This is a genomic window from Psychrobacter coccoides, assembly GCF_017498085.1.
Taxonomy (GTDB): domain Bacteria; phylum Pseudomonadota; class Gammaproteobacteria; order Pseudomonadales; family Moraxellaceae; genus Psychrobacter; species Psychrobacter coccoides.
This window is the reverse complement of record NZ_JAGBKM010000010.1, coordinates 56930-73056: the sequence shown is the minus strand read 5'-3', so window position 1 is coordinate 73056 and position 16127 is coordinate 56930. Positions and strand designations below refer to the sequence as shown.

Annotated in this window: 14 protein-coding genes and 2 riboswitches; of the genes, 8 read left to right on the top strand and 6 right to left on the bottom strand. The window is 45.9% G+C overall.

Translation table 11 applies throughout. The annotated features are described in order from the left end of the window. Window positions 1–173 precede the first annotated feature (173 nt). From J3492_RS07040 to J3492_RS07025, 4 genes are all read left to right on the top strand, one after another. Window positions 174–1439, top strand: a complete 1266-nt coding sequence (locus tag J3492_RS07040; protein WP_207991099.1) for an O-succinylhomoserine sulfhydrylase — start codon at window positions 174–176, stop codon at window positions 1437–1439. 74 nt (window positions 1440–1513) lie between these two features. Continuing rightward, window positions 1514–1843 (top strand): YbaB/EbfC family nucleoid-associated protein, encoded by a 330-nt coding sequence (locus J3492_RS07035; RefSeq protein ID WP_207991098.1) that lies wholly within the window; start codon window positions 1514–1516, stop codon window positions 1841–1843. A gap of 105 nt (window positions 1844–1948) precedes the next feature. Further along, on the top strand, window positions 1949–2542 hold the full coding sequence (gene recR / locus J3492_RS07030) for a recombination mediator RecR (protein WP_207991097.1): 594 nt from the start codon (window positions 1949–1951) through the stop codon (window positions 2540–2542). A gap of 128 nt (window positions 2543–2670) precedes the next feature. Next, window positions 2671–4002, top strand: a complete 1332-nt coding sequence (locus J3492_RS07025) for a ribonuclease D (protein WP_341534092.1) — start codon at window positions 2671–2673, stop codon at window positions 4000–4002. A gap of 3 nt (window positions 4003–4005) precedes the next feature. Here the strand turns inward: J3492_RS07025 and J3492_RS07020 are convergent, their stop codons facing one another. From J3492_RS07020 to gcvT, 6 genes are all read right to left on the bottom strand, one after another. Further along, complete coding sequence (locus J3492_RS07020) at window positions 4006–4680, bottom strand: esterase/lipase family protein (RefSeq protein ID WP_207991096.1); 675 nt, start codon at window positions 4678–4680, stop codon at window positions 4006–4008. A 68-nt stretch (window positions 4681–4748) separates the two neighbouring features. Then, window positions 4749–5453: an alpha/beta fold hydrolase gene (locus J3492_RS07015; protein ID WP_207991095.1), complete on the bottom strand. Its 705-nt coding sequence runs from the start codon at window positions 5451–5453 to the stop codon at window positions 4749–4751. A 171-nt stretch (window positions 5454–5624) separates the two neighbouring features. After that, a complete protein-coding gene (gene gcvP / locus J3492_RS07010) occupies window positions 5625–8519 on the bottom strand; it encodes an aminomethyl-transferring glycine dehydrogenase (RefSeq protein WP_207991094.1) in 2895 nt (964 codons plus the stop codon). A 113-nt stretch (window positions 8520–8632) separates the two neighbouring features. Next, window positions 8633–9385 carry a nitroreductase family protein gene (locus J3492_RS07005; protein ID WP_207991093.1) on the bottom strand — a complete coding sequence of 251 codons (753 nt, stop codon included), beginning with the start codon at window positions 9383–9385 and terminating at the stop codon, window positions 8633–8635. 401 nt (window positions 9386–9786) lie between these two features. After that, window positions 9787–10167, bottom strand: coding sequence for a glycine cleavage system protein GcvH (gcvH, locus tag J3492_RS07000; protein ID WP_207991092.1), 381 nt, complete (start codon window positions 10165–10167; stop codon window positions 9787–9789). 152 nt (window positions 10168–10319) lie between these two features. Then, window positions 10320–11510, bottom strand: a complete 1191-nt coding sequence (gcvT, locus tag J3492_RS06995; RefSeq protein ID WP_207991091.1) for a glycine cleavage system aminomethyltransferase GcvT — start codon at window positions 11508–11510, stop codon at window positions 10320–10322. A gap of 168 nt (window positions 11511–11678) precedes the next feature. Beyond that, a riboswitch (glycine riboswitch) is annotated at window positions 11679–11834 on the bottom strand. A 70-nt stretch (window positions 11835–11904) separates the two neighbouring features. Next, window positions 11905–12015, bottom strand: a riboswitch (glycine riboswitch). Between the two features lie 214 nt (window positions 12016–12229). Between gcvT and J3492_RS06990 the strand changes: the two genes are divergently transcribed. The 4 genes from J3492_RS06990 (at window position 12230) to J3492_RS06975 (ending at window position 15919) form a co-directional block, all read left to right on the top strand. Beyond that, the gene (locus J3492_RS06990; protein WP_207991090.1) at window positions 12230–12550 is read left to right on the top strand and encodes a YcgL domain-containing protein; all 321 of its coding nucleotides are present in this window, start codon (window positions 12230–12232) and stop codon (window positions 12548–12550) included. Between the two features lie 420 nt (window positions 12551–12970). Next, window positions 12971–13564 (top strand): hypothetical protein, encoded by a 594-nt coding sequence (locus J3492_RS06985; protein WP_243453152.1) that lies wholly within the window; start codon window positions 12971–12973, stop codon window positions 13562–13564. 245 nt (window positions 13565–13809) lie between these two features. Further along, entirely contained in the window at window positions 13810–14676 is an 867-nt protein-coding gene (locus J3492_RS06980) for an AAA family ATPase (protein ID WP_207991089.1), read from the top strand. A 10-nt stretch (window positions 14677–14686) separates the two neighbouring features. After that, the gene (locus J3492_RS06975; protein WP_207991088.1) at window positions 14687–15919 is read left to right on the top strand and encodes a vWA domain-containing protein; all 1233 of its coding nucleotides are present in this window, start codon (window positions 14687–14689) and stop codon (window positions 15917–15919) included. Window positions 15920–16127: the final 208 nt, after the last annotated feature.

Genomic DNA, 16127 nt, shown 5'->3' with positions numbered 1-16127 from the left:
TCAAAATAAGATGTTTGGAATAAAGTGACGTGATATGATAGCGCTGCATTTACAGCAACTCTATAGTCAGGGATTAGAGAGTCGTTGATGAGTTTTAGTTGTGGTTAACAAACCCCAGTATAAACGCTAAGACGAGTATAAACGCTAATATCAATAATAGTAATGGAAGAGTTATGAGTCAGTCGCAGACATACGATGATAATGGTTTAGATTTAAACTGGCGCAGTGACGCTTTAGACCTAGGTCTTGATTATGGTATGCAAACCATAGCAGTACGAGCAGGCCAACATCGTACCGATGAAGGTGAGCATTCAGAAGCCATATTTACGACCAGCTCTTATGTCTATGCTTCAGCAAGTGATGCCGCAGCACACTTCAATGGGACTAAGACCGGCAACGTCTACTCACGACATACCAATCCTAGTGTGCGCACGTTTGAACGTCGTTTAGCGGCACTCGAAAACGGCGAGCGTGCTGTGGCGACCGCCTCTGGTATGGGTGCTATTTTGACCATGTGTTTGGCATACCTAAAAGCGGGAGATCATCTACTGGCTGCCAATCAATTATTTGGCTCATCTATTGGCTTGTTTAATAACTATATGACGAAGTTTGGTGTTGAGGTCAGCTATGTCGACTGTACCGACAATGAAGCTTGGGCTCGTGCTGTACAGTCAAACACCAAGGTGATTTATTGTGAAAGTCCGAGCAATCCTTTAGCGCAGATTTGTGATATTGGCTATTTGAGTCAACTGTGTCAAGCCAACGATATTTTATTGGTCGTTGATAATTGTTTTGCTACACCGGCGCTACAACGTCCACTAGACTTGGGTGCTGATGTGGTTATTCATTCTGCCACCAAATATTTGGATGGGCAAGGTCGAGTACTTGGCGGAGCGCTGGTAGGCAGTGATCAGTTAATGCAACAAGCATTCACAGTCGTACGCTCAGGCGGTATCAGCATGAGTCCTTTCAATGCGTGGGTATTTACCAAGGGGCTTGAAACACTCAAGCTGCGTATGCAGGCCCACTGTGCCAATGCAAATAAAGTCGCCGCGTTTTTGGTCAGTCATCCTAATGTCAGTAAAGTCCATTTTTCAGGCTTGTCTGATCACCCCGCTCATGAGCTGGCAAAACATCAGCATCATATGAGTGATGGTTATGGCGCTATCATGGGTTTTGAGGTGCAGAGCGGCAGCAATCGTGATGCGACTGCGGCTGCTTGGCATATCATTGATGCGACCAAAATGATCTCAATCACCAACAATCTGGGCGATGCCAAGACCACGATTACTCATCCTGCTACCACCACGCACTTTCGCCTGACTCCTGAAGCACGGGCCGAAGCAGGTGTTAATGACAGCCTGATTCGTCTGTCAGTAGGGCTAGAGGATGTAGAAGACATCATTGATGATTTGGCACGTGGTTTAGACAGTTTGTAAAGATGACTGTATAATCGCTGCTATCGTACTGGTTTTATGATTCAACACATCACCTATCATACAAAGAGGCAATTATGAATATTCAAGCATTAATGCAGCAAGCACAAACCATGCAAAAGAAAGTCGAAGCAAACGTAGAAAATGCTAAAAAAGAGCTGGCCAATAAAGAAGTGCAAGCGGAGTCGGGTAGTGGTCTGGTCAAAGTCACCATGACAGGTCGCCATGTCGTCAAGCGTCTAAGTATTGATCCAAGTCTGCTTGAAGATGAGCCTGATATGATCGAAGATTTGATTGCTGCTGCCATCAATGATGCGGTGCGTCAAGCGGACGAGCTGTACGAAGAAACCATGGCTGGCGCGACCTCAGGCATGGGTCTGCCACCAGGTATGCAAGGTTTGTTCTAAGCTGTAGTTTGGTAAACACAGCATATTGAAAGCCATAATGGGGTTGTTATCTGGACGATGCGACCCCATTTTTATAGCTACGGTTTATAGAGAAAGGAAACCACCTTGCTAACAGCCAAATTTGATCAACTGGTGAAACAATTGCGTGTTTTGCCTGGTGTCGGCCAAAAAAGCGCCCAACGTATGGCGCTACATCTGCTCAGTAAAAAACGTCCACAAGGCATGGCGCTTGCGCAAGCACTTGATGAGGCGATGCGTGATATCGTAGAGTGTCAGCGTTGTCATAGCTTTAGTGATGATGCGATTTGTCCATTATGCCAAGACCCAAGGCGTGATGGTACAGTGCTGTGCGTGGTTGAAACCGCTGCCGATGTGATGGCTATAGAACAAACAGCAAATTACCGTGGGCTTTATTTTGTGTTAGGTGGACATCTGTCACCCATCGATGGTATTAGCGCAGATGATTTGAATATCGATCAGTTGGTATGGCGGGTCAAGCAGGAGCCTATTGAGGAGCTGATATTGGCAACAGGTACCACTGTGGAGGGTCAGACGACCGCTCACTTTATCAGCGAGGCGGTGAGCCGCCATGTCAAAAAAACCACTCGTTTGGCGCAAGGGGTGCCGATGGGCGGTGAGCTTGAGTACCTTGATAGTATGACTCTTGGGCAAGCACTGCAAAATCGCTCTTTCTTATGATATGTTATCGCTTCTCCAGTTAATGGAACTTTTGTAGACCAAAAATCACTATAGACTGAAAGCTCAGTCTTTTATCTAGGCGCTATTTTTAGCGCTTTCTTTTCTTCTAATTATGCAGGTATCTGCCCGTGTCTGACCCTTTATCCAATATAAATACTCAATCTGACTCTTCCTCATACACTAACTCTGCTGATTCTATGCAAGAACAGCAGGGAAAAACAGCGACAAGCACAAATGATGCAGCGTTACCTGCTGAACCTGATATCGATGCATTATTAGACGTTGCGGACGAAGTCGCCATCACGTGGGTGCGAGAGCAAAGACAGTTGGATGAAGTGATTGATGCGTTAGAGACTTGCGGGCGAGTGGCACTTGATACAGAGTTTATCAAACGTGATACTTATTATCCTCGTTTGGCTTTGGTGCAGCTCAATATCGGCGATCATATTTATCTGTTAGATGCCCCCAAGCTGCAGTTAGAGGAGTTGTGGCAGGTGCTAAGCGAGGTTGATATCGCTATTTGGCATGCTTGCGGAGAGGACCTTAGTATTTTTTATCTGTTGTCTGGCTGCCCTCCATTGACCAATATCTTTGATACTCAGATAGCCTTGTCTTATCTGACAGGACAGCTACAGATGGGCTATCAGCAAGCGCTTGCTGAACAGCTAGATATGCATATTGATAAAGAACACAGTCAGTCTGACTGGTTACAGCGTCCTCTTACAGAAGAGCAAGAGCAGTATGCGATTGATGATGTGCGTTATCTGCCTGCCTTGTATCTTAGTATTGAGTATGCACTAAAATCGCAAGGATTATATGATTACGTGTGGGCAGACTGTCAGCTTTATGCTGATGAGCTATATCAGGCGCAGCAGGTTGCAGATGACGCCATGTATCATACCATGGCGGATTATCGCTATACCTCGCAGCAGATGGCGATATTAAAGTCAGTGTCTACTTGGCGTGAAGAGCTGGCACGAGCGACCAATCAGCCGCGCACTTTTATAATCAAGAAGCAAGCGGTGCGAGAGATCATCACTGAGCAGCCAAAGAGTATGCGTGAGTTGGCGCATAAAACCACGATGCATCGCAGTATGCTCAGACTGTATGGTGAGGAGCTGCTGAAGGTCATCAAAGACGCCAAAGCGCTTGCACCCGTTGAGCAGCCCAAGCCGCCACTACCGCCTTATCGTTCAAAAAACAAAGCGCTGGCAAAAGCCGTACAAGCGGCTGTCGATAAGCAGGCTGAAAAGCTTGGTATGCCAAGTACGGTATTAATGCGCAAAAAATGGCTGCATCAGTTGTATGAGGTGGTCGCTTATGACAAGGACTTATCTGAGATGCCAAAGGGGTTGCAAGGCTGGCGTTTTGAGTGGGTCACCCAGACTTTGATACCTGTCATTGAGACGCACAAGGCTGAGCTGCAGCAGGGTATGGGAGTAAAAACTAGAGACGCTTGACCATTAACGTTTAAACTGTCCGTTTTTTAAGAAATGTGCTGTCTGCCAAGCGACCTCTTTATTGATCAGCATACCCGTATGCGTAACGGGCATAATCAGATGGTCGCTTGCAGCGTCCAGCTTGGTCTCTGAGACGTACACCGTGCCATCGTGAGCCAGTTCATCATCTGTCAGTACCGAGCCTGCCTTATGTTGCTTACGATTATGATAACTCAAAAACGGCTGTCCCAATCCTTGGGGTTTATTGCCCGCAATGACGCCCAACTCTATGTGCTCAGGTAGCGGCGCCACGCTGCCATCTAAGGCGTTTTCATATGACTTGCCGACGATCGCTGGTGTGAGTTGCCAGACATAATCTGCGCAGACACTGCCATTGTGCGGGGTGCCAAGTGTCACACAGCGCCCAATCTGCCACTGTGGATAATTATAAATAAAGTCACGAACAATTAACCCACCTAAGCTATGTGCTACTAAGTCTATCATCTGCTCAGGATGGTGGTTGGCTTCAAGCCAACTATTGAGGCGAGCGCTGTTGGTCTTGATACCATCACGCATACTGCGATAGCCATATCGATGCGTACCAAACCCTTGTGTTTGTAGGCGCTTGGCCATAGGGCGCATGATAAAGGGTGCTTGGTGTAGACCATGGATAAGAATCACCTGGTTTTTTTTGCTCATGTTTAATCCAAGGTTTTTGGTGAAATTGGTGGATATAGCTACCACATTTTACAACAGATGCTATAAAACTATCTCTTAAATTTGCCCTGCTTTAAAAAGTAAGCGGTCTGATAGGCGACTGTATCATCTACTAGCATCTCCATATGTGAGACCGGCAAAACAATATGATCTGCAGCGCTTGGCAGCCGTGTCTCATAGACAAAAACCGCGCCATCGTGCTCACGTTCATCGAGAGTCAGTTTGGCCTGATAGCCATGATACACCAAAACCACTTGACTCAGGTTATTAGGGACATTGCCTGCAATGACGCCCATACAAATTCCTTTTTTTAGGGGTGCTATATTGCCGTCTAAAGATTTTTCGTAAGACTTACCAATCAGAGGGGGTATTAGATCTTTGATGTATTTCGCTTTGATACTACCGCTGTGCGGTGTCCCTAGAGTGACGCAGCGGCCAATCTGCCATTGTGAATAGCGAGCGATGAAGTCTCTGATCACCAAGCCACCCAAACTATGCCCCACCATATTTACGGTCACCTGTGGGTCGTGGTGGGTTTCTAGCCAATCGTTTAAGCCATCACTATGTTGGTCAAGGGTCTCACCCAAGCTATCATAATCAAAACTAAACGTATGAAACCCATGGTTTTGCAGTTTTTTGGCCAAAAACTCCATATACAGCGCACTTTGATGTAGTCCATGAACAAGCAGGATGAAGGGTTCTGAGGTGTCAGGCTCAGTTGGCGGCGTATTATTAGACAATAGACTGGTAAACATGATATTTCATTCCGTAGAATGCTGGTGGTGCTTTGAGAGTGAGAAGCCGGGTAGCACTCTAATTATTGATAATTATACGGGTCATATCAAAAAACCTCCAAATCAGCGCTGACTTGGAGGTTTTTCTTTTACTTATAACAGATTAAAGTTTGCATCTGTCACTACCGAAGACTACATGTAGTTTTCGATACCTGGGCAAGAACACATTAGGTTCTTGTCACCATAGACATCATCGACACGGCCGACTGATGGCCAGAATTTGTTCTGACGCACATATGGCAGTGGGAATGCAGCAGTGTCACGACTGTATGGATGTGCCCACTCATCAGCAGTAATAACCGCTTCCGTGTGCGGCGCATTGACCAAAGGGTTGTCCTCTAGCGTCCAACCGTCCTCGCCTGCTTTGGCTTTCATGGCTTCCGCTTTGATAGATTTAAGTGCACTGATAAAGCGATCTATCTCTTCTTTAGACTCAGATTCTGTTGGCTCGATCATCAAGGTGCCTGCTACTGGGAAGCTCATGGTCGGTGAGTGGAAACCATAGTCCATCAAACGCTTAGCAATATCGCTTTCTGTGATGCCAGTCTCTTCTTTGAGCGGACGAATATCGATGATACATTCGTGCGCCACACGACCGTTTTTACCCGTATACAAAACAGGGTAGTCGTCTTTAAGCTGATCGGCAACATAGTTGGCGTTTAGCAATGCAAGCTTGGTGGCTTCAAGTAAACCGTCACGTCCCATCATGGCGATATACATCCATGAGATTGGCAAGATGCTCGCTGAGCCATAAGGGGCTGCTGATACTGCTGAGCAGTCGTTTTGCGCATTATGTACAGGGCTAATCGTATGGTTGGCGATAAAAGGGGCTAGATGCGCCTGCATACCGATAGGACCCATACCAGGACCGCCGCCGCCATGTGGAATACAGAACGTTTTGTGCAAGTTCATGTGCAAGACATCGGCACCGACATCAGCAGGTTGCATGATGCCCACTTGAGCGTTCATATTGGCGCCGTCCATGTAGACCTGACCGCCATGTTTATGAATGAGATCACAGATATCACGGATACCTTCTTCAAACACGCCATGTGTAGATGGGTATGTAATCATCAATGCGCCTAGATTGTCGCTATGCTCCTCACATTTGGCAGTGAGGTCCTCGATATCGACGTTACCATTGTCGTCAGTCTTGACCACCACCACTTTCATACCCATCATGATTGCGGTAGCAGGGTTGGTGCCGTGTGCCGATTGAGGAATCAAACAAACATCACGCTCAGTCTCACCCAATGATGCGTGATAGCGGCGAATAGCAAGCAAGCCTGCGTATTCACCTGACGCCCCAGAGTTGGGTTGCATGGAGATCTCATCAAATCCTGTGATGGCTTTTAGCTGCTCTTGTAAGCTATCAATCATTGAGATATAGCCGGTGACTTGATCGCGCGGCGCAAAGGGGTGCACGTTGGCAAACTCAGGCCAAGTAATAGGTAGCATCTCGCTGGTGGCATTAAGTTTCATGGTACAGCTACCCAAAGAGATCATGCTGCGGTTCATCGCCAAATCTCTGTCTTCGAGGGTCTTTAGGTAGCGTAGCATCTCATGTTCGGTGTGATGTGAGTTAAACACAGGGTGCGTTAAGATGTCGTCAGTGCGCAGGTGCTCTGCATTGAGTGAAACGGTCGCTTTTGCAGGCAAGTCGTGCGCTTTATTGACAAACAACTGAGTTAGGACATTAAAGTCCTCTTGGTTACTCACTTCACTAAAGGAGACGCTGATTTTGGTGTGGTCGATCCGCCATAAGTTAAAGCCGATATTATCTGCATTTTCAAAGATTTGGGTGGCCAGTTTTTCTGAGCCGCAATCAACGACGACGGTATCAAAAAATTGATCATGTACCACATTTAATGAATCGCTGTTGTTTTTAATCACATCAGCAAAAGCGGTAGCCATCGCATGGATACGAGTAGCGATGCGCTTGACGCCTGTTGGGCCATGATAGACGGCATACATACCTGCTAGGTTGGCCAGCAGTACTTGTGAGGTACAGATGTTTGAGTTGGCTTTTTCGCGGCGGATATGCTGCTCACGAGTTTGCAAAGCCATACGTAGAGCGGTATTGCCTTGCGCGTCTTTGGAGACTCCGATGATGCGACCAGGCGCTGAGCGTTTGGCTTTATCAGTGAAAGCAAAGTAAGCGGCATGTGGACCACCAAAGCCCATAGGGATACCAAAGCGCTGGGTGCTTCCTAATGCCACATCAGCGCCCATATCAGCAGGTGATTTTAGCAGAACTAAGCTCATAATGTCGCTGACGACTGAGGTGTAAGTTTTGTTTTGCTTTACAGCGCTGATGACATCGGTTAAGTCTTTGACATCGCCTTCTTTACCGACATACTGAAATAGGGCGCCGAAGTAATCACCAGACTTGGCGGTTTCAAAGTCACCGACGACCACTTCCCAGCCAAAGTATTTGGCACGAGTACGAATCACGTCTAGGGTTTGTGGGTATATGCGCTCATCGACAAAAAACTGCGTAGATTTGCTTTTGCTCATGCGCTTTGACATGGCCATCGCTTCAGCGGCTGCAGTCGCTTCGTCTAGTAGTGAAGCACCAGCCAGCTCAAGGCCAGTTAGGTCGATACATACTTGCTGGAAGTTTAATAGTGCTTCAAGGCGACCTTGGGCAATCTCAGCTTGATAAGGGGTATAAGCGGTATACCAGCCTGGATTTTCTAGGACGTTGCGCTGAATGACGGCAGGCATACGTACCGGTGAGTAACCTTGACCGATATAGCTTTTATTGACAGTAATATTGTCCGCCATCGCTCGTAGTCTGGCGAGTGCGCCATGTTCGCTCATCGCTTTAGGTAGGTTTAAGGCTTTATGCATACGCACAGGTTCAGGGACAGTACTATCGATAAAGCTGTCCATGTCTTTATAACCAATAGCATCCAGCAAATCAGCCTGCTTAGCATCATTAGAGCCTAAGTGACGGTAGACGAACTCCGCTTCATTAAATAAACCTTCAAAGGTGTCGAGCGTCGGGTTTTGAGAGGTAGTCATGACATTCCTTAATAGAGTCGATGAAAAAGACAGTAAGTGTGGCAAAAACAAGTTTGATAAATAACAACTTGCTAAAAGACGGTTTTAGCAAGGTAAAACGATATAAAACAGATCTATACGTAATGTACAAGCTGATCTGGATCAAAGCGAAACTGCGTATGGTAGATACCATTATCAGCACGTGCGCCTGCACCTATCATCATGACAATATGATGATCGTCGCCAAGTCCAAGCAGCTTTTTCATAGCAGGTTCATCAAAGCCGCCCATCGGGCAGCTATCAAACCCATGCGCACGTAACGCTAGCATCAGGTTTTGTGCCGCAAGTGCTGCATTGTTGGTCGCCCAGTTTTTGACATCATCAAACGTATAATACGGCGATTTGATCGGGCCTTTTGCTCGTCTTATCACTTGAATAGTGCCCCATTTAGCAGCGGAGACGATGTTGACAGGCCCTCGTAAGAAGTCTAACGTGACGACTTTGTTATAGTAGTCCTTGACTTTTTTTGGTACGGGGTTGACTGGATATTCACGCAACACTTGTTTGGCGTGATCATGCCAGTTATCGGTGCGTGCCACCACAGCGATTAAACGTGCAGACGTTTTTGCGGCGTTTTGATTCATGCAGTTTTTGATAGCACGTTTTCGGCTGTCTACGCTGTCTATGACGTAAAACTCCCACGGCTGCAAGTTGCTAGAGTTTGGGGCGAGCATGGCCAATCGCAAACAATCAGCGAGCACGGCATCAGGAATCGGCGTATCGGTAAAGCGGCGCACCGAGCGACGCGACTCAACGACTTCACGAAACGCTTGTAGATTTGGAGTGTGAATGGATGCTGCTGTTCTGTCTGCTTTGTCTATACTCATATTAATAGTATCCGCTTTATGATTAAGAGGCATTAACTTAAAGGCACTAGTTGCGAGCCACTACCAGTCGTACTGTAGTGTTGTCAAAGTATTTGGACCATAAAATCGTGTGACAGTTAGTCGAATGTTTGAACTTAAGTATGGGTAATACCTAAAGGCAGATATCAACAGACCGCTAATATCTGCAAGCGCTATAGTTGGTTCGCTTTAAAACCGATACGGGGCTACTGGGGGCTTCGTGGCTTCGTTTGACATTGCTATCGCTGCCTTTGTGCAGCAGCATGTAAAGAAAACCTATACCAGTAGCATGTGTCATTAGGCTATCGGTTTTATTTTGAACAGATTATATAGCTATATAGCTACTGATTCGGCAGCAGCTTATTAGTATTGGCATTTATCGCCTACAGCTCGTTTTCGTACTCTTCAGCAGTCATTAAGGCTTCGTAGTCTGCTATATTGTCAGGCTTCATTCTAAAGAACCAGCCTTCACCATATGGGTCTGAGTTGATGATTTCTGGATCATCCTCTAGGGCTTCATTAATAGCAACCACTTCGCCTGAAAGAGGAGCGTAGATGTCAGAGGCCGCTTTTACCGACTCGACGACCGCTATCTCATCGTCGACAGCGATAGTATCTTCCACATCAGGTAGCTCGACGTAGACGACATCACCTAGCGCATCTTGTGCATGGTCCGTGATACCAACGGTGATGGTGCCATCTTCTTCTAGGCGCAGCCATTCGTGACTGGCGATATATTTGAGTTCTGCTGGGATGTTGCTCATAAAGTACTCCTTTGAGGATAAAGATCAAAAATGAGAATGATAGGCTAACCGAAGGCATCAGCGAAAATATCGGTTAACCCATAATCAAACAGTATTGCTTAAAATTAGTCAATACTAAAACCAAAACAAGGCACTATCAATTAAAGTTGTATTTAGTCAAACTGCTGCTTGCCATTACGGACGAAAGGCAGCTTTAGGACACGAGCATCAACAAACTTACCTTTACCGCGCAAGTCGATTTGTACCTTATCATCATCTGATAGGCTGGCAGGCACACGGGCGATAGCGATAGATTGCTTTAAGCTAGGAGAGAAAGTACCACTGGTAATGAGGCCTTTTTGCTCATTGTCTTCTCCTTGGTTAATAGTCACTTCCATGCCTTCACGCAATACGCCACGAGTGGTCAGCAATAGGCCAACTTGCTTCATCGCTGTATTGTCTTCTTTTGCTTGTTTGCGCTTGCTCACCAATGCTTCACGCCCAACAAAGTCACGCTCGTCTTTTAATGCCAATGTCCAGCCCATGTTGCACTCATAAGGGCTGACGTTCTCATCCATATCATGGCCATACAGGTTCATACCTGCTTCCATACGCAGAGTATCACGAGCGCCAAGTCCAGCAGGCTTGATACCCGCTGCTTTTAATTGTTTGAATAAATCAGCCGCCTCATCAGCAGGCATGATCACCTCGACGCCGTCTTCGCCAGTGTAGCCAGTACGTGCGACGAACCAATCTGGCCCTTCAAGATCAGTCAGATCAGTACCAACAAAAGGCTTGAGCTCAGCGATAATGTCAGCCCAGCTTGGCTTGACTTGGGTGAGCTTGGCAACGGCATTTGGGCCTTGAACGGCGAGCATAGCAAGCTCGTCCCGCTCAGTGATGGCAACATCAAAACCCGCAGCAGTTTTATGGAAGTGGGCGATGTCTTTGTCACGAGTCCCTGCGTTCGAGACGATACGGTATTCGGTTTCATCTGCATTCGATAGATAGACGATAAGGTCGTCAATGATGCCGCCTTGTTCATTAAGCATAGGAGAGTACAAGGCCTTTCCGACTGTTTTGAGCTTGTCGACATCATTTGCCAGTAGCTTTTGTAACCATGCTTTGGCATCAGGACCTTTGACGTCAGCGATGACCATATGTGAGACGTCAAACATGCCTGCATCAGTGCGCACGGCTTCATGCTCTTCTATTTGTGAGCCATAATGAATGGGCAGCTCCCAGCCAGAAAAGTCCACAATTTTGCCACCGCTATCGACATGAGACTGGTATAAAGGCGTACGCTGAGGCGCTTGGGTGTTGGTGTTTTGAGAGTCAGTATTTTGAGAATTGGTATCGGTCATAACAAATCCTTATGTAGACGTCATCAGCACCAAATAAGATAAGTATGGTGTTCGATAAGCGTCGTAACAATAGCGAGAAGCAAGTATGCAGGGTGCAAACATTGCGCTAAAAGGTGCCACAAAAAACAAAGCCGTGTGCCAAACAGACGCCAAACGTCGGTTTAAGCAAAAGCCCCATCTGTCCTGTGACCTGAGATTTTCAACACGATAGCTTTATCTCAAAGGCTAAGTACTCAATATGAGCTCAAAACCTGTAGCGTCGTGTTTTCTCCCCTTCGGTGGATAAGGCGTTGTCTATCCTTATCGCTCTCCAGATTTGTTATGCCGTACTATGACTGATTTAGCAGTAAAAATGCTTTTCAGTAAGCAAAATGAATATATCAGCCGAGTAGACATGTGTTTTTCAGTCCTTTTACCTGAGCGATTGGCAGGGTGGATGCGCCTTCGGTGGTCTTTTAGCCGTAGCAAATAGCGACTGTACAAGACTCTCTCCTGAAAAACCCTTTTATTATGAAAGGTTCATCATGCTTTTACAAGTCATCCGCTCGATTAATCGTAATAATTTTATAGCGAGCGTCTTTGACAAGCATCAGTTGTGATATAAATTACTATAGCCAAACGTAAAGCCACTAATGCTTATGTGGCAAATTATGCTAGGCTAGTACCCTATATTTTATGACTTTTGATTTTTTCATTTAAACGACGGATAGGTAGCAGTTATGCATTGTGATATTTATAAGTTTCCCAAACATGATGATATGTATGTTTACATCGCACGCCCTGACTATCCTGATGATACTGACGATATTAAGGATTGGCTTGGTGTACTGCCAAAAGACTTTCGTCGTAGCTTAGGGACGAGTAAGTTTGTGATGCATCTGGATTTACAAAGCACGCCCAAGCTTGCTCGTGTCGATAAAGAAGAGGTGCTGGCAAAGCTAAAGTCACAAGGTTACTTTGTACAAATGCCACCGCAAGATGTCATGCGTCGGCAGGCCGAGTTGCGTGCTCGTGAGGCTCAAAGCAGTATTTATGACTAGAGCCGTTAGAAGGTATCTGGCTATTTGTACATGGGTGGCTATTTGCACATGTGCTAAACGGCCAAGATGAGTTGGCCGTTTAGCAGACTTTATAATCATACAGCCATATGCCTATTTATTATAAAGTCATGATAAACTAGGGCGTGTCATCAATTAGCACATATAGGTATTTGACGGCAATTTATTTCATTTTAAGCCTCGCCATCTAAATGATGACACGTCCTAGTCACTTATCAAACGTGCACGTTTGAAGTCATTCAACAGGCCCTAATCGCCACGTGCTACTGATAAAATGTTTACTTGCTTGCTGTGCCTACGCCGCCGGAGGCTGCGCAACTGTATTTTAAAAGACAGTATCCCAGCAGTACTGTATCGTTTTTAGAGTGAATTAACTATATAAACGCAGGTGTTTAAACACGCATGGACTGGTTAAAAAGTATTTTACAAAGCTTACCCCTAGATAAAATCAGTGACCTTCTCGGTGAGATCGTCATTTGGTGGAGTCAGATGGTAAAGGGTGTGCCGCCCGAAGATCTCCCAATGTATGCTTACCTTGGTGGCAGCGTTATAGTGCTGATTCTATGGATACTGGTTGCCCGCATGCTACCACGCCCATTGGGCGGTATGAGCTGGATGGTGTTGTTTGCGGTATTATTGGCGCCAGGTACTGCCCTTGGAGACCCAAGTCAAATCGCACCAGCCAGTATCAGTGTTGTCTATGCGATTATGATGAAAGATACCACAGCTGCTATCGCCAACTCCTTACCTATTTTAATGGTATTGGTCATTGGCTTGTTTGTCGGTTTTCTCTGGCAGCTCATTCGTGGTGCTTTTGAATCAAGTCTAGATAAGGCACGCCGTCATACTGCTGATGATACTCAAGCAAACTTGCAACTGGCGGCAGGTCATGATCTAGAGACGGAGGCGTCATCAGAGGTTGTCGCTCCTTCCTCCAACGTCTCTGCTAAAGAAAAAGCCACTACCACAACGGCAGATAAAACAGATAAGCCGTAACCCCATAGCCTCATAGTGACGCAGTCATTAAACGAACCATAACAGGATAAAAGACACTTTTCGTGTCTTTTTTTCTGATGTCTTATGCTGATGAGCGTGCTTTATAAAAGCCAAAACACGCAAATAGCGTCAACACCTGCGAACGCATGAGTATTTTGGCATTTACACAGGCTATGCTAACCTAAACCATTATTTTCTATATCAATTCCTATCTACCTTTTGATTATACTGACTGAGATTTAACCATGAGCACTAATAACAACATCGAAAATCCAAGCTTTACGGGTACCAGCAGCTATATTGCAACTGATGATCTACAGTTAGCAGTCAATGCTGCTATGACGTTACAGAAGCCGCTACTTATCAAAGGTGAGCCCGGCACAGGGAAGACATTACTGGCAGAAGAGGTCGCCGAAAGCTTGGGAATGCCATTGATTACCTGGCATATCAAGTCGACTACCAAAGCAGAGCAAGGGCTATACGAGTATGATGCAGTGTCACGTTTACGTGACTCTCAGTTGGGTGATGATAAGGTCTATGAAATCAGTAACTACATCAAACCTGGCAAACTGTGGGAAGCCTTTACCAGTGAACAACGTAGTGTGTTATTGATTGACGAAGTAGATAAAGCCGATATCGAGTTTCCCAATGACTTGCTGCATGAACTTGATAAGATGTCTTTTTATGTTTATGAGACTGGTGAGACCATCACCGCTGCGCAGCGCCCAGTCGTCATCATCACCTCAAACAACGAAAAAGAGCTACCCGATGCGTTTTTGCGTCGCTGTTTTTTTCACTATATTGACTTCCCTGATGAGCAAACCATGCGTCAAATCATTGAGGTGCATTTTCCCAATATTCAAGAAAAACTGGTTAATGATGCGCTGGATGTCTTCTATAAATTGCGCAATATTCAAGGTCTTAAAAAACCGCCTTCAACCTCAGAGTTGGTCGACTGGCTAACCTTGTTGCTGGCTGATGATATGGCACAAGATGAGCTGGAAGAAAACCTGCGTGGCGAAAAATCTATTCCGCCACTGTATGGCGCACTTCTTAAAAATGAAGCCGATGTCAGCTTATTGCAGCGCTTTGCCAATATGATGCGCCGCTAAGGTTAAAACTATGTTTATCAAGCTTTTCTACACCTTGCGTACTTATGGCGTGCCAGTCAGTACCCGTGAGCTGCTTGACCTCAATGCTGCGCTCGAGCAGGGGTTAATGATGCAGCCTCACCCTGAATATCCTGATGACCCAGAGCTACGTCACTTCGCCAGTCGTGAAGACATGTATCGACTGATTCGCTTATGTATGGTCAAAGATGAGCGCTATTTTGATAAGTTCGATCGAGCGATGGCAGATTATTTTGAGGGGGTCGACAGCCTAGATATTGATGAACTAATGGCAAAGCTGACTGATATTCCTCAAGAGTGGCTCGACTTAAAACTTGATCCCAAAAACCTGACCGAAGCGCAGCGGCGACTGCTAAAGAAGTATGGTTCGCTCGAAGAGCTGATGAAAGCACTTGAAGAACGTCTTAAAGAACAACAAGACCGGCATCAAGGCGGTAGTAAATGGGTGGGCACTGGCGGCACCTCGCCTTTTGGTGCTTATGGCGACCATCCAGAAGGCGTACGTGTCGGGGGAGAGTCACGTAAACGCAGTGCGGTTAAAGTCTGGGAACAGCGTAAATATCGTAATCTTGACGATGATAATCTATTGGGTACTCGTCAAATCCAGATGGCGCTGCGTAATCTGCGCCAGTTCGCACGTACTGGCAGTGCCGATGAATTAGATATTCATGAGACCATCAAACGTACTGCCAAAAAAGGCGTGCTCGACATTCACATGCAAGCGGAGCGTCGTAACCGTGTCAAAGTCTTGATGCTGTTTGATGTAGGCGGCAGTATGGATATTCATGTTGATGCGCTTGAAAAGCTATTTTCTGCGGCCAAAAATGAATTTAAAACATTAGAGTTTTTTTATTTTCATAACTGTCTTTATGATTATGTGTGGAAGGACAATAATCGTCGCCACAGTGCACCGATGCCGACCTTTGAACTATTGAATACATATGGTCGTGAGTATCGAGTAATCTTCGTCGGTGATGCATCGATGTCGCCTTACGAGCTGTTTTCAGTTGGCGGCAGTGTGGAGTATATGAATAAAGAAGCGGGTGTGGTATGGCTAAAACGTGTGCTGGCGCACTTTGATAAAGTGGCTTGGCTCAATCCTGAAAACCAAGCCTATTGGCCCTACACACAAACGATTGGTGAAATCAAAAAATTGGTCGATGGCCATATGTATCCCATGACATTGCATGGCATAGAAGATATGACCGCTTATTTGGCACGTTAACGCCAGTTGAGCCTGATACCTTCATAAACTCTTTTTAGAACATCAAGTTTATTTCTCAGAAAAGCAGTCGCTATGCAGATAGTGACTGCTTTTTTTATCAACAATAGTCTGTGAAATTATGATGGGTGGTTGTTAATAGCGGCCCAATGGTATTGTTCGTTATTATATATCCTGTAATATGAATATATATAGGGAGTTGTATGAATAT